General features: G+C 67.3%; 17 protein-coding genes. 6 read left to right on the plus strand and 11 right to left on the minus strand.

Annotated elements, in window-relative coordinates:
- Positions 1–52: 52 nt before the first annotated feature.
- Entirely contained in the window at positions 53–907 is an 855-nt protein-coding gene (locus M1B35_RS00745) for an SDR family oxidoreductase (protein WP_123333660.1), read from the minus strand.
- An 87-nt stretch (positions 908–994) separates the two neighbouring features.
- Here M1B35_RS00745 and M1B35_RS00750 point away from each other — a divergent pair, with 87 nt between their 5' ends.
- Positions 995–1399 (plus strand): winged helix-turn-helix transcriptional regulator, encoded by a 405-nt coding sequence (locus M1B35_RS00750; protein ID WP_123333662.1) that lies wholly within the window; start codon positions 995–997, stop codon positions 1397–1399.
- A 109-nt stretch (positions 1400–1508) separates the two neighbouring features.
- A complete protein-coding gene (locus M1B35_RS00755; protein ID WP_268260936.1) occupies positions 1509–2762 on the plus strand; it encodes a DUF4303 domain-containing protein in 1254 nt (417 codons plus the stop codon).
- 8 nt (positions 2763–2770) lie between these two features.
- Here the strand turns inward: M1B35_RS00755 and M1B35_RS00760 are convergent, their stop codons facing one another.
- On the minus strand, positions 2771–3724 hold the full coding sequence (locus tag M1B35_RS00760; protein WP_268260937.1) for a bifunctional helix-turn-helix transcriptional regulator/GNAT family N-acetyltransferase: 954 nt from the start codon (positions 3722–3724) through the stop codon (positions 2771–2773).
- A gap of 181 nt (positions 3725–3905) precedes the next feature.
- Between M1B35_RS00760 and M1B35_RS00765 the strand changes: the two genes are divergently transcribed.
- The 3 genes from M1B35_RS00765 (at position 3906) to M1B35_RS00775 (ending at position 6772) form a co-directional block, all read left to right on the plus strand.
- Positions 3906–4844 carry an alpha/beta hydrolase gene (locus M1B35_RS00765; protein ID WP_123333668.1) on the plus strand — a complete coding sequence of 313 codons (939 nt, stop codon included), beginning with the start codon at positions 3906–3908 and terminating at the stop codon, positions 4842–4844.
- A gap of 182 nt (positions 4845–5026) precedes the next feature.
- Complete coding sequence (locus M1B35_RS00770) at positions 5027–6412, plus strand: FAD-dependent oxidoreductase (RefSeq protein WP_268260938.1); 1386 nt, start codon at positions 5027–5029, stop codon at positions 6410–6412.
- Positions 6413–6427: 15 nt separating this feature from the next.
- A complete protein-coding gene (locus M1B35_RS00775) occupies positions 6428–6772 on the plus strand; it encodes a cupin domain-containing protein (protein WP_268260939.1) in 345 nt (114 codons plus the stop codon).
- Here M1B35_RS00775 and M1B35_RS00780 read toward each other — a convergent pair.
- Positions 6762–8267 carry a PucR family transcriptional regulator gene (locus tag M1B35_RS00780; RefSeq protein WP_268260940.1) on the minus strand — a complete coding sequence of 502 codons (1506 nt, stop codon included), beginning with the start codon at positions 8265–8267 and terminating at the stop codon, positions 6762–6764. The two genes, M1B35_RS00775 and M1B35_RS00780, sit on opposite strands and share 11 nt — an antisense overlap.
- A gap of 209 nt (positions 8268–8476) precedes the next feature.
- Here M1B35_RS00780 and M1B35_RS00785 point away from each other — a divergent pair, with 209 nt between their 5' ends.
- The gene (locus M1B35_RS00785) at positions 8477–9493 is read left to right on the plus strand and encodes an ABC transporter substrate-binding protein (RefSeq protein WP_123333676.1); all 1017 of its coding nucleotides are present in this window, start codon (positions 8477–8479) and stop codon (positions 9491–9493) included.
- Positions 9494–9622: 129 nt separating this feature from the next.
- On the opposite strand, the gene M1B35_RS00790 is transcribed toward M1B35_RS00785, so the two are convergent.
- The 8 genes from M1B35_RS00790 to M1B35_RS00825 are packed head-to-tail and all read right to left on the minus strand — an operon-like array spanning position 9623 to position 17598.
- A complete protein-coding gene (locus M1B35_RS00790; protein WP_268260941.1) occupies positions 9623–10624 on the minus strand; it encodes an SUMF1/EgtB/PvdO family nonheme iron enzyme in 1002 nt (333 codons plus the stop codon).
- On the minus strand, positions 10621–12285 hold the full coding sequence (locus M1B35_RS00795) for an arylsulfatase (RefSeq protein WP_425273374.1): 1665 nt from the start codon (positions 12283–12285) through the stop codon (positions 10621–10623). Before M1B35_RS00795 ends, M1B35_RS00790 begins: the two co-directional genes overlap by 4 nt.
- Before the next feature lie 3 nt (positions 12286–12288).
- Positions 12289–13074 (minus strand): cyclase family protein, encoded by a 786-nt coding sequence (locus tag M1B35_RS00800; RefSeq protein WP_268260942.1) that lies wholly within the window; start codon positions 13072–13074, stop codon positions 12289–12291.
- Positions 13061–14059, minus strand: coding sequence for an NAD-dependent epimerase/dehydratase family protein (locus M1B35_RS00805; protein WP_268260943.1), 999 nt, complete (start codon positions 14057–14059; stop codon positions 13061–13063). The genes M1B35_RS00800 and M1B35_RS00805 overlap by 14 nt, the downstream gene beginning before the upstream one ends.
- Positions 14050–15030 carry a fumarylacetoacetate hydrolase family protein gene (locus tag M1B35_RS00810; protein WP_268260944.1) on the minus strand — a complete coding sequence of 327 codons (981 nt, stop codon included), beginning with the start codon at positions 15028–15030 and terminating at the stop codon, positions 14050–14052. The genes M1B35_RS00805 and M1B35_RS00810 overlap by 10 nt, the downstream gene beginning before the upstream one ends.
- The gene (locus M1B35_RS00815; protein WP_123333686.1) at positions 15027–15599 is read right to left on the minus strand and encodes a cupin domain-containing protein; all 573 of its coding nucleotides are present in this window, start codon (positions 15597–15599) and stop codon (positions 15027–15029) included. The genes M1B35_RS00810 and M1B35_RS00815 overlap by 4 nt, the downstream gene beginning before the upstream one ends.
- A 14-nt stretch (positions 15600–15613) precedes the next feature.
- Entirely contained in the window at positions 15614–16390 is a 777-nt protein-coding gene (locus M1B35_RS00820) for an SDR family NAD(P)-dependent oxidoreductase (RefSeq protein WP_123333688.1), read from the minus strand.
- Positions 16387–17598: an MFS transporter gene (locus tag M1B35_RS00825; RefSeq protein ID WP_123333690.1), complete on the minus strand. Its 1212-nt coding sequence runs from the start codon at positions 17596–17598 to the stop codon at positions 16387–16389. The genes M1B35_RS00820 and M1B35_RS00825 overlap by 4 nt, the downstream gene beginning before the upstream one ends.
- Positions 17599–17726: the final 128 nt, after the last annotated feature.

Below are 17726 nucleotides of genomic sequence, written 5' to 3' on the forward strand. Positions count from 1 at the left end.
GAGCGCGTCCGCTCCAGTGCAAAGACGCCGGCCTTGAAGGCGGGTCAGGCCATCAACCGCGCAGGGCGACGGCCACCGCGTCGGCGATCGGTGTGGTCGCACGACCGATCAAGCGGCTCAGTTGCCGGCCTTCATCGAACAAGGCGCCATGGGCGGCAGCGGCATCCGAATCGGCCAGCAACTCGGCCACGAACCCCGGCAATCCTAGGCCCAGCAGCGCCGCCTGGAAATCATCCTTTGGCAGGTCCTGGTAAACCACCGGCCGGCCTGATTGACGGGCCACTTCGGCGGCGAGTTCGCTGAGGGTGTAGGCGCTGTCACCGGCCAACTCATGGACCTGGCCGGCCTGGTCGTCGCGGGTCAGAACCACGGCGGCGGCCTCGGCGTAATCGGCGCGGCTGGCCGAAGCAATGCGCCCATTGCCGGCACTGCCCATCAGCGCCCCATGCTCCACCGCCGGGCCTACCCCCGCGGTGTAGTTCTCGTGGTACCAGCCATTGCGCAGCAGCACGTAATCCAGGCCCGACGCCGCCAGGGCCTGTTCGGTCTGCACGTGTTCGGCGGCCAGGCCCAGGCTCGAGGTGTCGGCGCGCAGCACGCTGGTGTAGGCCAGCAGTTGCACCCCGGCCGCCTTGGCGGCGTCGATCACCACCTGGTGCTGGGCCAAGCGCTGGCCGATGGCATTGGAGGAAATCAGCAGCAAGCGCTCAACCCCCTGCAAGGCACTGGCCCAACTCTGTGGCTGGTCGTAATCGGCCTGGCGCACGGTCACGCCTTTGGCTTGCAGGTCCTGGGCCTTCAACGGGTCACGCACCAGGGCCAACAGCTCACTGGCCGGCACCCGTTGCAGCAGCGCCTCGACCACCAGACGGCCCAATTGGCCGGTTGCACCTGTTATCGCAATCATCGGAAAAATCCTTGCCTGTAAAAGAATGAGCGCTCACCCTAGCGCTCTAACTAACTTTTAGTAAGTACGTACAAAAAGGTAAGTGTCATGACCCTCCCCCAAGCCCCTGCCTCGCCCTTGTCCGCCAAATTACGCCGCGGCGAGCTGCTGGATGCGCACTGCCCCTCCCGTGAAGTGCTCAAGCACATGACCAATCGCTGGGGCGTACTGGTGCTGGTCATCCTCATCAGCGGCACCCAGCGTTTCAGCGACCTGCGGCGCAAGATCGGCGGCGTCAGCGAGAAAATGCTCGCCCAGACCCTGCAAGGCCTGGAAGGGGATGGGCTGATCCATCGCGAGTCGCTGCCGGTGGTGCCGCCCCACGTGCAGTACAGCCTCACGCCCCTGGGCCGGGAAGCCGCGGTGCGGGTCGAAGCCCTGGTGGACTGGATCGAAGAACAACTGCCGGCCATCATGCAGATCCGCCGCGACAAGGCCCTGGTTCAGTCGTAGGCACCGCGGCAAGGGCTCAAGCACGGGCTTTACAGAGACCGGCGCCTGGGCCAAAGTTCGCCACCGCGCGCGACGCAGCGCCTGCCCCCTGCTTGCCAAGGATGCCCCCATGGACTGGAACGACCTGCAAAACGCCCTGTTCGACAGCGCCCGAGCGGCCCTCGACACCCTGCTGGAGCAGGGCATCCCCGCGCCCTACGCCGTGGCGTTCCATGCCAGCTACCGCGAAGAAGAGCGGGTGATCGACCTGCCCTCCCTCGCCGTCAGCAGCGCCGCGACCCTGGAGGACGATCACGGCCCGGAACAGCCCGGGGACATCAGCGGCGTACGCTGGAACCCTGCCGATTGGCGCTGGGACTGGGAACTGGATGACTACGCCAACCCGGCGCTACAGGCCTGGGACTTGCCTTTGCAGAACGAGGCCAACCGCGCCGGCCCGCAGCATTGGCAGGCGGTCGAAGCGCAGTTCGTCGATTGCGTGGTCCAGGCCGCACGGGCCTTGCGCGAGCACTTCAAGAACGATCCCCGGGTGGATCCGCACTTTGTGGCCCTGTTCCATGACTTCAATGATGAGGTGGGCCTGGCCCGGGCCAGCCTGACCGCTGAACTCTTTGCCTGGCACTTCCCCGAAGAAGTCGCCAAAGACCGCCTGCGCGAAGAAATCGCCGCCTTGCCCCACGCCGAACAGGTGAGCTTTTACCTGGACCGCCTGCAACGTGTGCACAGCATCAGCTCCGAAGAAGCCGAGGCCTGGTTGATCGCCCAGGGCGCCGCCGCCAGCAGCGCCTTGATCGAACGGCTGCACACGGTCAAGGACGCCTACGCTATCGCACGCATCCTCGGCCTGGCCGGGCATGCCGACGCAGCAGTAATCGAGGCGCTGCGCCAGCGCCTGGGCAACGCCAAGGAACAACCGACCCGCCATTGGTGCGCCCGGGCCCTGGCCTGTCTGGGTGATGTGGCGTGGTTGCTGGGGCAAGCCGATGACGTCGCGGTCCAAGGGCTGTGTGCGCCCCTGAAGGCCCTCAGTGATCAGCGTGCCCAGCCGGCGCCCCTGGACTACGGCGCACTGATCACCCTGCTCGAACAACGCCCGGGCCTCACCGCTGACGTGGAGGAAGCACTCAAGCCCGGCCGTTCGTTCATCACGATCAACGATCAGGACCTGCCCCAGGCCCTGCTCGGCCTGACATCACCGCACCGGGTGATCCGGCGCCACGCCGCCTGCGTGCTGGATAACCGCTGGCTCAGCGAGGCTGCCCAGGCCGAGGCCATCCAGGGCTTGCTACGGGCCTTGCAGGATGAAGACGTGCGGGTTCGCGAACTGGCGCAGTTGAGCCTCGAAGGCTTGCGTCACTGCTGAACGGCTGCTCAAACGGGGCCGGGGCGCACAAAGCACTGCTCGATCACCGGTGCGCCCCACTGCTCCCCGGGCTGTTCCTGCACCAGGCCGAAGCCATTGGCTTCATACAACCGACGCGCCACGTCCAGGCCCTTGAAGGTCCACAAACGCGTTGCCACAAAACCCTGTTGGTCACAGAACGCCAGCGCCTCGGCCAACAGACGCTTGCCCAGCCCCCGGCCGTGGGCCGACTCATCGAGAATAAAGAAGCGCAGCGTCGCCTCCCCACCCTCGCCTTCACCGTCAATGGCAATCGAACCCAGCACCTGCTCGCCGTCCAGGGCCAACCACACCTGGTTGCGCGGGTTGTCGAGGCGCCCCGTCAATTGCGCCAGGCCTGTTGCCACCAGGCTTTCAAAAGGCTGTCCGAAACCGGCCTTGCGGGCGTAGTACGCGGCATGCATCTGGGTGATGTGGCCGACGATGCCCGGTCGATAACCGGCGACGATCTGCGCGGTCTCGGTACCCGGCAGGCCTTGCCCCAGACGCTGGGCCTGCAACGCTTCGGCGTAATCGGCGATGCCCGTGCGCACCCGGTGTTGTTGCGCAGTGGTCAGGTGTTCCAGGGCGGCGCTGACCTGGGCCCGGGCAAACGCCTGGATCCCGTCCAGGGTGCCGCGACCACTCGGCGTCAGGCGCAAGGTCTTGGAGCGTGCGTCGTCCGGGTGGGGGATTTCCTCGATTTCACCGGCCTCCACCAGCTTGCGCAGCAGGCGACTGACGCTGGATTTTTCCAGCCCTAGCAACTGCGCCAACTCGCCGCCGGTCAAGGTGCCGCGCTCGCCTACCTCCACCAGGGCATGCACCGCCGACGGCGGGTAGTCGGTGGCCGCCAGGGTGCTGCGCATAAACCCCAGCTCGCGCACCATCAAACGCGACGCCGAACGCAGTTGGTCGATCACAGCGTAAGGATGACTGGGCATGGCTGACACCTCGTAAAAATGATGATTAGTTGTACCGTGCAACCATATAGCCGTCAACCGCCCAGCATTTTGTAAAACATCCGCGCCCGCCCGCCGACGAAATCCATACGCGCGACGCTGACAGTTCTGTTAAAACGCGACATTGATCCCCGGTGGTGACCCTCTTCATGACTGCACCTTCATGACTGCCTCCCTACTCAAGCGTGCCGGCCGGCGCTGGCTCTCCCTGTTGTGCATGGCCGCCTTGCTGGTCGGCCTGCCCGTGGGTTGCGCGGTGCTGCAACACAAGGAGCGCGAACTGCTGTTTCGCATCGAGCCCGGCACCGCCGGCTGGTACCGCGGCCTGCCCAAGAGCGTCCAGGAACTGGAGCTGACGCCGAAAAGCCTCAAGGCCGGGCAGAACATTCACGCCTGGTGGTGGCCCGCCGCCCGCGCCGACGCACCGGCCATCCTCTACTTGCACGGGGTGCGCTGGAACCTCACCGGGCAGCTGTTTCGCATCGAACAACTGCATGCCCTGGGCTACTCGGTGCTGGCCATCGATTACCGCGGCTTTGGCAAGAGCCACGGCGACCTGCCCTCGGAACGCACCGTCTACGAAGACGCACGCATCGCCTGGGAACGCTTCCAGCAACTGCAGCCCAACCCGGAGAAACGCCTGATCTACGGCCACTCCCTGGGCGGCGCCGTGGCCGTGGACCTGGCCGCCGAACTGGGCAACAAGGCGCGCCAGCAAGGCACGCCCATCCCAGCCCGCGGGCTGATCATCGAGTCCACCTTCACCTCCCTGGGGGACGCCGCCGCAGCCGTGGCCAAAACGTCGCTGCCGGTGCGCTGGCTGCTGTCGCAGAAATTCGACTCCCTGGACAAGATCCGCGACATCGGCATGCCGCTGCTGGTGGTCCACGGCCTGGACGACCGCTACGTACCCTCGCGCTTCAGTCAGCAACTGTTCAACGCCGCCCTGGAACCGAAAAAACTCCTGCTGGTGCCCGGCGCCACCCACAACAACAGCATGAACCTGGCGGGCAGCAGTTATCGACAGGCCATCGACGCGCTGTTGCGGGCACGCCCCGCTAAAGTCGCGGGCCCCTCTGCGGTGCTGGCTCCAACCGGCTAAGGCGTCAGCCGCCCCGACGCCATCCCACCCAGGCGCCTCGCCCCGGTCACGCGACCGGGCGCGCGCTTAAGCGTTCGTACCTTCGCACAAGCCACCCCGGCGGATTCTGCGCTAAGCACAATTGCCCGGCCGCGCCCTGCCCGCGCACAGTCAGCCTTCGATCAACAGCAATGGGCACGACGATGAAGCGGTCACTCTGGCTCCAGGAAATAGCCGATGAACTGACGCCGGCACCGGCACTTGAGGGTCAGCACTCGGTCGACATCGCCATTCTCGGCGGCGGTTTTGTCGGGCTGTGGACCGCCTTGCGCATCCGTGAACTGGCCCCGGAAAAGACCGTGGCGATCCTCGAACAGGACATCTGCGGTGGCGGCGCCTCGGGGCGCAACGGCGGCTTTGTCATGTCCTGGTGGCCGAAGATCAGCTCCCTCACGGCCCTCTGCGGGCGCGAAGAAGCCTTGCGCCTGGCCCGGGCGTCGGTGCAAGCGATCGATGAGATCGAAGGGTTTTGCCAGGCCCATGGCATCGACGCGCACTTTCGCCGTGCCGGTTGGCTCTGGACCGCCACCAGCGAGGCCCAGCGCGGCGCCTGGGAAGGTGTGCGGCGCACCTGCGGGCAACTGGGTGAACAGGTGTTCAGCCCCCTGGACAGCGCCGACGTGGCTCGCCGCAGCGGTTCATCCCGGCACCTGGAGGGGGTGCTGGAAGCCAGCAACGCCACGGTACAGCCCGCGCGCCTGGTGCGCGGCCTGCGGCGGGTGGCCCTGGAACAAGGGGTTCGGATTTTCGAGAACAGCCGGGTCAGCAAGATGGAACCCGGCCAACCCACCCGGCTGCACACCGAGCACGGCCAGTTACAGGCGCAGCGCGTGGTCCTGGCCACCAACGCCTGGGCCGCCGAGCTGCCGGAACTGCGCCGCAGCCTGTTGCCGGTGAGCAGCACCATCATCGCCACGGCCCCCATCCCCCAGCGCCTTCAAGAGATTGGCTGGACCGGTGGCGAGGCAATCACCGACTCGCAACTGATGGTCGACTATTACCGCACCACCCGCGACGGGCGCATCGTCTTCGGCAAGGGCACCGGGCTGATGTCCTTTGCCAGCCGGGTCGGCCAGCGCTATGACCAATTGCCGCAACTGCACGCCGAGGTCGAAACCGACTTTCGCCGCACCTACCCGCAACTGGCGGACGTGGCCATCGAGCACAGCTGGTCGGGGCCGATCGATCGCACCTACGACAGCCTGCCGATCTTCGGCCAGTTGAAAAGCTGCCCGGGGGTGGTCTATGGCCTGGGCTGGAGCGGCAACGGCGTCGGCCCCAGCCGCCTCGGCGGGCGCATCCTGGCCAGCCTGGCCCTGGGCCTGGACGATGCCTGGAGCCACTGCGGCCTGGTCAATCGCCCGGTGCGCCACTTCCCCCCGGAGCCCCTGCGCTACTGCGGCGGGCAACTGGTGCGCAACGCAGTGCAACGCAAGGAGCGGGCCGAAGCCCAAGGCCGCGCGCCCTCGTGGCTCGACCGCAGCCTGGCGAGCCTGGCCCCCTCGGGCCTCGAAGACAAAGCCATCTGACCCCGGAGAAACACCATGCCCTCACCCATTCTGTTCAGCGACACCGCGCACCTGCCCCTGGGCCGGCCCGAACCGGTCAAGGAGCCCCTCGGCACGCCCGTTGCCGAAACCCGCCTGCTGGCCCAGGACGCCGGCCAGTCACTGCTGACCGGGGTCTGGGAATGTTCCCCCGGACGCTGGCGCCGCCAAGTGCTGGAGCGTGAGTTCAGCCACATCATCGCCGGTCATTGCCGGTTCATTCCCGATGACGGCCCGGCCCTGGAGCTGCGTGCCGGGGATGCCGTGCTGTTTCCGGCCAACTGCCAGGGCATCTGGGAGGTGCGGGAAACCCTGCGCAAGAGCTTTGTGATCATTCCTTGAGTGTCACGGCGCCCGGCTCGATGCCCGCAACCTCGGCGCTGCGCAGGGCGAACCAGAGAATCGCCACGTCCTCGGTGGTGTCCAGGGAGCGCCCAGTGATTTCCTCGATGCGGCGGATGCGATAAACCAGGGTCTGCTTGTGCACGTGCAGCTCCCGGGCCGCGCTCAACCAGGAGCGGTTGTGCTCCAAGAACACCCGCAAGGTGCGCAATAGCGGCGCGCCTTGCTGCTGGTCGTAATCCGCCAGGCGCCCCAGGACCCGGCGAAAAGTCTGCACCGCGCCGTCCAGGCTTTGGGCCAGCCACGGCGCCGTGGCGCCCATGTGTTCGTAACGTGCCAGGGGCTGCTCGGCACAGGCATGGGCCAACGCCAGACGCGCCTCACGCAGGGCCTCCAGGCAACGTTCGGCATGCCCCAGGGGATTGCTCAGCCCCAGCCAGCTCTGCAACCGCGCCTGGACCTGGGCCGGGGCCGACTCCTGCCAGAGCAAGACCATCAGTTCCTCACCCTGGACCCGCAGCAGCGCCTGCACACCGTCGCGACACAGCCGGTCATCCAGTTCGCTAAGCTCGCGCCCGGCCCGCGGCGCCACTGCCACCCGCAGGTTCTGCAACTCGGCACCAAAGGACGCCAGGCGCTCGCTCACCTGACGCGCCGACAAGCGTTGCTGGAACAGGTCGTCGAGCAGCTCCGAGGCCAGGCGCAGATGACGTTCGCGTTCCACCTGCAAACGCGCCAACTCCATGCCCAGTACCGCCACCACATGGTGCAACAGGCCGTAATCCGGCAGGTCCGCGCCCTGGGCCACCAGCACACAGGGACGGCGGCTGGGCACCGCCATCGACAAGCCTTCAGCCTCGGCACCGCGCCAGCGTTGCACCACCGGCACGCTGCCCGGCGTGTCCAGGCGCCCGCGCAAGGCCTCGCGATCAGCCGTGGCCAATCCTTCCAGGCCGGGCAACCAGGGTTCCAGGGTCAGCGGATCGAGCAGTGTCAGCCGCGCCCGCAGGTCTTTTTCCAGGCGTTGCAACAGCGCTTCCAGGCCCAGCCCCTGAATGCCCATGCGCGCCGTTTCATACACCCGGCTGATGGCTTGCCGACGCTCAGCTTCCTGCTGCTGGTTGGCCTCGATGATGGCCCGGGTCACCGAAGAAAACGGCACGCCGTACTCGGTCATCAGCAAGGGAAAGCCCAAGGCCTCGGCCGCCTCCCGCAAGCCCTGCAAGTCGGCCGGGGCCTGCATGCCCTCGCCGATCATCAACCCGGCCAGCCCCGCTTCCTGCAAGTCGCGCACATAACGGCGCTGCTCCTCGAGCGCCACCGGGATACCGATACCGGTGCTCATCAGCAAATCCCCCGGGCCGAGCCACTGGGCCGGGTCAGCCAACTCGCAGACATGGGCCCAGCGCGCAGTACGCCCGCGCCCCTCGGCGCCGCTGATCAGCCGCGTGCGCAATTCAGGGGTTTCGACAAGGTCGCTGATGGTCAGGGGCATGGGTTGTTTCCAGGGTGGCCAGGGTGCCGGGGCGAGCAGAATGCCATCGCCGCAGCGGCCCGCACAGCCCCTCATACGGAGGTACTAAGGCCGCCTGCGGAATCTTAACTTGGTCTGATTGCCGCCCCAGCCCCACACCCCGGAGACTCCAAGCCGCAGGACCACACTGCCTGCCAGGCCTGCGTCGCGCCCTTCTGGAGATCTCAATAATGAATAAGAAACTGACTCTGCCCCTCATGCTGTTGGCCTCGGCCCTCGGCTGCACCTCGGCCCTGGCCGACCTCACCGTGGTGTCCCATGGCGGCGCCAACAAGGACGCCCAGGTGGCGGCCTTCTACAAGAGCTACGAAGCCGAGCATGGCACCCGGATCATCGCCGGTGAATTCAACGGCGAGCTGGCCAAGATCAAGGTCATGGTCGACACCGCCAGCGTCTCCTGGGACGTGGTGGAAATGGAGCTGCCGGAACTGGCCCGGGCCTGCGACGAAGGCTTGCTGGAAGAATTCAGTGTCGACCCGCAACTGGCCGCCCAGTTGCTGCCCGGCGCGGCCCAGACCTGCGGCGTGGGCTTCTTCGTCTGGTCCACGGTGCTGGCCTACAACGCCGACAAACTGCAGGGCACGCCCCAGGGCTGGGCGGATTTCTGGGACCTGAAGAAATTCCCCGGCAAACGCGGCCTGCGCAAAGGCGCGATGTACACGATGGAGTTCGCCCTGTTGGCCGACGGCGTACCCAGCCAGGAGGTGTACCAGGTGCTGGGCACCCCCGAGGGCCAGGACCGGGCCTTTCGCAAGCTGGACCAGATCAAGTCGAGCATCCAGTGGTGGGAAGCCGGCGCCCAGCCGCCGCAGTACCTGGCCTCCGGGGACGTGGTCATGAGTTCCGCCTACAGCGGGCGGATCAGCGCGGTGCAAGCCCAGAGCAACCTGCGCATCGTCTGGGACGGCGGCCTGTATGACATGGACGCCTGGGCCATTCCCCGGGGCGCGAAGAACCGCGCCGAGAGCCTGAAATTCATCACCCACAGCCTGCAGCCGCAACAGCAGAAAGCCTACGCCGAGCACATCGCCTACGCCCCGGTGAACCAGCAGGCCAACGCCCTGTTGGGCGAACAACGGCTAAACGTACTGCCCGACCTGACCCACCAACTGGCAATGAACCCCGGCTTCTGGGCCGACCATGGCGAACAATTGGAACAGCGCTTCAACGCCTGGGCGGCCCGCTAGGAACCGGCTTGCCAGCGCCTACGAGCAGCAAGATGCCGCGTGAAATCCTGTAGGAGCCGGCTTGCCGGCGATGGCGGTCTTGCAGGCCTCACCGCTGGCACGCCAGCGCCTAGGGAACGGTGGTGCGATTCAAGGCGCCGTCACCCGCCGTACCGTGCGAAAGCCCACGTGGGCGGTGGCCATATCGGCCTCCTGGCGTTCCCGCGCAGCGACTCGGTAACGTTGGCAGTAATTGGCCGCGCAGAGGAACGAGCCGCCTTTGATCACCTGCCGTGGCGGGCCCTGGATCGGCAGGCGGCGCAGCAGGCCCGGGTCGCCGTTGGCGTGGTTCTGCAGCGGACCGCTGTACTGGTCGCCGGTCCATTCCCAGAGGTTGCCGATCATGTCGAACAGGCCGTAGCCGTTGGCGGCGAAACACCCCACCGGGGCCACGCCGGCGTACCCGTCCTCGGCACTGTCGACCAACGGAAACACCCCTTGCCAATAATTGGCGGTCGGCCGGCCCTGGTCATCCACCGGGGTTTCGTCCAGGGCCTGGCCCTGGCGCCCGCCCCGTGCGGCGTATTCCCATTCGGCTTCGCTGGGCAGGTCGTTGCCGCGCCATTGGGCGTAGGCCCGGGCATCGGCCAGGGTCACCAGGGCCACCGGCAGATTGCCAGCGACGCGTGCAGAACCTGGCCCTTGGGGCTGGCGCCAGTTGGCCCCGGCGACGAGGTGCCACCATGCCAGAGGCAGGCTGCTGAGCGCGTCCTGGCTCGGCACCTGGAACAGCGCTGCACCGCCCTCACGTTCGGCGTCGGTGAGGTAACCGGTGGCGGCAACAAAAGCAGCGAACTGGGCCTGGGTCACCTCGGTACGGTCGATCCAGAAATCCCCCACCTGCACCGGGCCCATCGGCCGCTCATCCGGGTAGCCCCGCTCACTGCCGGGGGTGTACTGCCCGCCCGTGATGCGCAGCATGCCCGCCAGCGGGTCCGTGCCCCAATTCGGCGGCAAGCCACCATAGGCGGCGCAACCCCGAGCATCCCCGAGGCGCGCCAGGGCCGGCGCGGGCTGCCAGCGGGCCAGGCCGATGCCCCAGGCGAGCAACAGCACGCCACCCAGCAGCAGCGCCAGGTGCCCACGCCTCATGGTTGCCGCGGCGCCGGCGGTGCGACCACCCCCACTTGCCGCGCATAGCCCTGCCAGGCCTGGCGCAGGCGCTCCACCGTGGCCGGTTGGCTGGCGGCCAGGTCATGGCCTTCGCCACGATCCCGAGCCAGGTCGAACAGTTGCCAGTTCAGCGGCTGCGGCCCATCGCCAAAGCCCACCTGCCCGCGCATGCCCAGCAACTTCAGGTTGCCCTCGCGGTAGTAGAGGTTGCCGAACAGCTCACCGGCCAACACCGGCTGCGCGCCATGAATCGCCGCTCCCTGTTGCAACAGCGGCAGCATCGACTGCCCGGTGATCGGGTGCTTGGGCTGGCCGGCATAACGATCCCCCGGGTCAGGGATAGCCGCCAGAGCGAGAAAGGTCGGCGCCAGATCGTCGACCCGTGCCACACCCCGTTCCAGGCCCTGGCGCCGCAACGCCTGGGGCAGTTGGACCAGCGCCGGGACGCTGATCCCGCCTTCCGCCGGGGTGCCCTTGAACAGGCGGAACGGTGCCGCGCTGACCTCGGCCCAACGGGCGCCGTAGTCAATCTGCGAGCCACGCTTGCCGAGGTTGGCCAGGCGGTTATCGGTGTTCGGGCCCTTGGGGTAGAACTGCTCATGACGCTCGCCGGCCGCGCCGTTGTCGGACATGAACACCACCAGGGTGTTGTCCAGTTGCCCGCTGGCCTTGAGGTACTCCAGCAGGCGCCCGACGTTGTGGTCGAGGTTGTCGACCATGGCCGCGTAGATTTCCATCTTGCGCGCTTCATAGGCACGGCCCTCGGCGTCGAGTTGGTCCCAGGACGGCAATTGCGGATTGGCCGGCAAGGTGGCTGCCGGGACAAAATCGGCGCTGATCAGCCCGCGCTGCTTGAGCCGCTCGATGCGCGCCAAACGTACCGCGTCGTAGCCCTGGTCATAGCGCCCACGGTACTTGTCCAGGTAGGCCGCCGGTGCCTGCAACGGCCAATGGGGCGACGTGAAGGCGGCGTAGGCAAAAAACGGCTGCCCCGCGGCCCGCGGCTGGCTGAGGTAGCTGATCAGCTTGTCGGTATAGAAATCCGTGGAGTAGAAGTCCTCGGGCAAGGTCACCGGCTGGCCGTTCTCCCGGTAATGCACTTGCTCGATCTTGGTCGGCTCGACGTCGGCAGACTTGAAGTGCGAGGCGCCGCCCTCCAGCAGGGTAAAAGACTGCTGGAAGCCGCGGCGATCCGGGCCCTGGTCCGGCTCCAGGCCCAAGTGCCATTTGCCCACCATGCTGGTGCGGTAACCGCCATCCTGAAGCAACTGGGCGATGGAGTGCACCTGCTGGTTGAGGTAGCCCTCGTACCCCGGCTTGCCACGCTGGAAGGGTTGCAAGCCTTCGGCCATGCTGCCCAGCCCCGCCAGGTGGTTGTCGGTGCCCGACATCAGCATCGAGCGGGTCGGCGAACAGGTGGGCGCCGCATACATGTTGGTCAGTTGCAGGCCGTTGGCCGCCAACTGGTCGAGGTTGGGCGTGTGAATCTCGCCCCCGAACGCACCGAGGTCGGAATAGCCCAGGTCATCGGCAACGATCAGCAGGATATTCGGCCGCGGCGCCTCGGCGGCCAACACACCCTGGCTGGCCAGGGCTAGCAAGGCCCACAGCGGGGCCACAACAGACAAGCACTTGAACACGGCTCACTCCTCGAAAATAGCCACGGCCCGCACGAACCCCGCCGAGGCCCGGCGGATCTTGTAGGGAAAGCACGACACGGTGAACCCGGTGGCCGGCAGGCTTTCCAGGTTGGCCAGTTTCTCCATCTGGCCGTAGCCGATATCGCGCCCGGCCTTGTGCCCTTCCCAGATGATCGAGGCATCGCCGCTGGCATTGAAGCGCTCGCGGGTGTACTTGAACGGCGCGTCCCAGCTCCAGGCATCGGTGCCCACCACCCGCACCCCACGTTCCAGCAGGTACATCGTCGCCTCGCGGCCCATGCCGATGCCGGCGTCGAGGTAGCCCGGCTGGCCGAACAGGGCCCCGGCCCGGGTGTTGACCAGGACGATGTCCAACGGCTGCAACTCATGTCCGATGCGCGCCAGTTCGTCGGCGACTTGCTGCGCAGTCACCACGTGGCCATCAGGCAGGTGGCGGAAGTCCAGCTTGACCCCCGCTTGCAGGCACCACTCCAGCGGCAGTTCATCGATGCCGAAGGCCGGCTGGCCGCCGTCGGTGGTGGATGCGTAGTGCCAGGGCGCATCCATGTGGGTGCCGCTGTGGGTGGTGATCTGCAAGCGCTCGGCGGCCCAGGATTCGTCCCCCGGCAAGTCGGACTTGTTCAGCCCCGGGAACATCGCGGCCATCTCCGGCCAACCTTGCTGGTGGTCGCTGTATTCAATCTTCGGCAGCAACGGCGGCGGATCGGTGTAGGGGTTGTTTTCCAGGGTGACGGACAGGTCCACCAGGCGGCGTTTAGTCGATTTCATGGGCAGGCACTCGGGCAGCGCGGCGACGCCGCGAAGGAGAAGACAGTGGCAAGGCGTGGCGGATCAGGGCCGCCGCCGAGCCGTCATGGCGAAACCCCAGGGCACGGGCCTGGGGCGTGTGCATCGGGGGGAAACGGCCGAACAAGGCTTCCAGCTCAGGCTCGGCAGCAAAGCTGATCAGCCCGCGCCGGTCCTCGCCGTAGACCCCGGCCAAGGCATCGATGACCTGGGCGATGGACAGCCGCAGCAGGGGCAACTGCCAGGCTCGTTGCGCGCCCAGCGCCGCAGCGTCCAACTCGGCGGCGTGCAACAGATTGGCAACGCAGCAGTCCAGGGACATCCACCAAGCCGTCGCCTCGGCCGACACCGGGCAGCAGTAGGCCTGCCCACCGGCAAAGGCGTGCAGCAGGTCACTCATAAAGGCCGAGCGCAGGCCGTTGGGTTCGCTGGGGCGGGCGACGATGCCCGGCAGGCGCAGTGCACGGCCGTCGACCTCGCCACGCCGAGCCAGGTCGTCGAGGGCCACTTCCACCATGCGCTTGTGGGCGCCGTAGGACAGTTGCGGCCGCGGGCTGCGCGACTCGTCCAGCCGCGCCGGCAAGTCGCCGCCGTACACCGCCACGCTGCTGGCGTACACCAGCACCGGCGCGCCGGGCAGCTCCCGCAGTTGGTTGAGCAACTCCAGGCTGGCCAGCAAATTGACCTGATAGCCCAGTTCGTAGCGTTGTTCGGCAGCCCCCCCGGCAATGCTCACCAGGTGAAACACCACGTCGATGCCATCGGCCAATACCCGGCGCAACAAGGCCGCATCGGTGACGCTGCCGCGCTGGCGGCGCAACCGTGGGTCCTCGGGAAAACCCTGCAGGTCCTGGTCCAGCAGAATCAGCGCGCTGATCGGCCGGCCGCGCAACCGGCCCTCGGTCAGCAAGCGCTGAACCAGCGCCCGGCCGACAAACCCGTTGGCCCCGGTAATCATCACGCGCATGGCAGCACCTGCTGGTCGATGCCACCGAACAGCGACTGGCCGTCCAGGCCCAGCACCTCCATGCGCACCCGGTCGCCAAACTGCATAAACCCGGTGCGCGGCGCGCCGTGTTCGATCATCTCGATGGCCCGGCGCTCGGAAATACACGCCGAACCCACGCTGCGATCGGCATTGGAGACGGTGCCGGAACCAATCAAGGTGCCGGCGCTCAGGCGCCGGGTCAGGGCCGCGTGGGCAATCAACTGGTCAAAGCCGAAATGCATGGCGCCGCCCTGGGGCGCGCCGAACCACTGGCCGTTCCACTCCACCTGCAATGGCAGGTGCACCCGGCAGTCGTGCCAGGCCGCTCCCAGTTCATCCGGGGTAATGGCCACGGCGGCGAAGCTCGACGAAGGCTTGGCCTGCAGGAAGCCGAAACCGGTCTTCATCTCCCTAGGGGCCAGGGCCCGCAGGCTGACGTCGTTGAGTTGCAGGATCAGCTTGATATGCCCCGCCGCTTGCTGCGCCGGGCAGCCCAGCGGCACCTCGTCCAGCAGCACCGCGAACTCGCCTTCAAAGTCGATGCCGTGCTGTTCACTGGGCAGGCGCAGCGGGTCGCGACCGCCCTGGAAATCATCACCAGCACCCTGGTAGATCAACGGAATGCGCTCGGCGTCGTCGATGGGGTCCAGGGCAAAGGCTTTCTGCATCAACGCGCCGTGGCTCAGGAATGCCGAGCCATCCAGCCATTGCCAGGCCCGAGGCAAGGGCGCGGCGGCCTGGGCCGGGTCGAAGGCAAAGGCGCCCTCGGCACGACCGGCGTTCAACTCGTCAGACAAGGCCTGCAACGCGGGTTCGACCCGGGGCCAGTCCTCGATGGCCTGCTGCAGGGTCGGGGCAATCGCTGCCACGTCCAGGGCCTGACGCAAGTCGCGGGACACCAGCACCAGGCGGCCGTCGCGCTGGGTGTTTTTCAGGGTGGCCAGTTTCATACCTGCACCCCCTGCACAGCTTCGGCGTAACGCCCGTCAAGGAGGATAAAGACCATGCGCGCCATCTGTTCGGTGCGGTTGCTCCAGGCGTGATTGGTGCCGCGTTGCACCACCACGTCGCCGCGTTTGAGGTGCACTTCTTCCTGGTCCAGCACCAGCCACACCTCGCCCTCGGTAACGATGCCGTAGTCCAGGGTCTGGGTGCGGTGCATGAGTTTGTGCCGCGACTCAGTGTTACCAGTGCCGGCGTGGGCCTGGCCGATTTCGGCGAAGGCCGCGGCGGCATCGGCGGCGCTGACCTGGTTCTGCACGCTGTCCGGTGGAATGTCCACCACCCGGATCACGCTGCCCTGGGCGCCGGGGCTCAGTTGCAACGGCTGGTCGGTGGGGTCGGCGCCGTTGTCCAGCACGGCCGGGCTGCCGAGGCTGTTCCACACCTCATAAAACACCGTGCCGGGGACCGCCTTGAGCGGGAAAACATTCGGCGTCGGGCCCGCCGAGGCGACCTGCGCCTGGCCGTGTGCGTCATGGCCGGTGACCACTCGCTTGAAACCGGGAAGTGCTTGCATGTGTGACTCCTTGCTCAATTGCCGTCGCCGATGGTGGTGCCACCGTCGACGATCAGATTCTGTCCGCTGATAAAACCGCCGCCCGCTGCTGCCAAAAGCAGGGCCAGGGCCGCCACCTCGTCGGCCGTGCCGACCCGGCGCAGGGGCGTGAGGGCCAGGCGCCGTTGCATTACCTCGGGTTGCTCGGTGAGGGGCCGGGCAAATTCGGTGTGGATCACCCCGGGGCTGATGGCGTTGACCGTAATGTTCGACGGCCCCCACTCCACCGCCAGGTTGCGCGCCAGTTGCGCCAGGGCCGCCTTGGACAGGCCGTACAGGCCCAGCCCGCGATTGCCCCGGACCCCGGCGATGCTGGCCATCAACAGCACCCGGCCGCCGCCCCGGGCGGCCATGGCCGGCAGCAGGCGGTTGCTCAGCCACACCGCGCTGTGCAGGTTGAGATCGAAAGTCAGTTGCCACTGTTCGGCGCTGGCGCTGGCCAGGGGGCCCATGTGCGGGGCCACGCCGGCGTTGCACACCAGCACGTCCACTGCGCCGAACTGTTGCAGCACATCATCGGCCAGGGCCTCGACCTGGGCCTGCTGGCTCAAGTCGGCGGCGGCCGCCACGGCATCATGGCCCGCCTCCCGCAGTTGGCTCGCCACGCGCTCGCAGTCCTCGCCGTTCTCGCTGCAGATCAACACCCGGGCGCCGGCCTCGCCGTAGAGCCGGGCAATCGCCAGGCCGATGCCGCGGGTGGCACCAGTCACCAGCGCCACCTTGCCGGACAGGTCGAACAAGGGCCCGTTCATGAGCCGCTGCTCGCGACTGCCGGCGTGGCGGCGAGTGCCCGCCCCGCCAGGCGCTGCAGCCCCAGGCAGGACAGGGCCACCAGCAGTTGCAGGCCGGCCACCACCCCCAGGGCCAGGGGCAAGGTGCCGCCCAGGGCGCCGCTGATACCCAACACCACCAGCGGGCTGATGAATTCACCGGCGAAGATCGCCGCAGTGAAACCACCGGCGGCACGGCCCCGCTGGGTCACGTCCACCTGGGCCATGATCCAAGTGATCAAGGTCGGCAACATCAAGCCGATCCCCAAACCATTGAGGGACACCGCCAGCACCACCTGAGCGTGACTGTCGGCGCCGGCCATCAACGCCCCGCCGCCACCGGCCAAGACAAAGGCCAGGGCCAGCAGGTAATGCCGACGCCAGCCACTGAGCAGACGAAAGCCCAACGCCCCGGCCAGCACCCCCAGTTGATTGGCGCCCATGGTCATGCCGATCTGTTGCGGCCCGTCGATGTGCAGCAGGTTAAGCAAGTAACCGGCCTGCACCGGCACCACGAACAGGCTCAACCCCGCCAGCAGCGCCAGGGCGTACAACGGCATCAGGCTGGCCCAGGGAAAACCCGCGTTCAGCGGTGCCTCGACGTCGGGCTGACGCTGGGCCAGGGGTTCCCACAGACAGCGCGCCATCAACGGCAGGAACACCAGGCCGACCACGTACAGGGCAAAGGGCGTGCGCCAGCCGCTTTCCCCCAGGGCCCCGCCCACCGCCATGAACAGCGCGGCCGACAGCGAGGTGGCGACCATCTGCAGGGCGAACAGGCGTTCACGGCGGGCGCCTTGGTAGTAGTCGCCCATCAGGGTGGTGCAGCAGGTCATGATCGCCGCCTCGGCCAGGCCGATCCCGGCGCGGCTGAGGACGATCGCCGGCAACGACTCCAGCCACAGCGGCAAGACCCCGCACAGGCTGTAGAGCAACATCGCCCACAACAACAGGGCCTTGCGCCCTACCCGGTCGGCGATGATCCCGGCGAACGGCGCCAACAGGGCAATCACCAGCGCCGGCAATGTCAGGGCAATGGGCACCAGCACCGTGGCGCCCGGGGTCTCGGCGAAGTGCTGCTGCATGCGCGGCAGCACCGGCGCCAGCAGCACCGCACCGAGCACCGGCAGGCAACTGCCGAACAACAGCAACAGCGATTGCGGCAAGCCCGCCTGGCGCTCAAGGCTCATGGCGCGACTCCTGGGTGGGCAACGAACACAAGGCTTCGCCGTAGGCGCTCAGGCCCTGCAGCAGGCCCAGCCAGATCGGTTGGAAAAACACAAAGGCGGCATTCATGGAGCGGTCCTCTCTTATTGTT

The organism is Pseudomonas morbosilactucae, assembly GCF_023241665.1.
Classification (GTDB): domain Bacteria; phylum Pseudomonadota; class Gammaproteobacteria; order Pseudomonadales; family Pseudomonadaceae; genus Aquipseudomonas; species Aquipseudomonas morbosilactucae.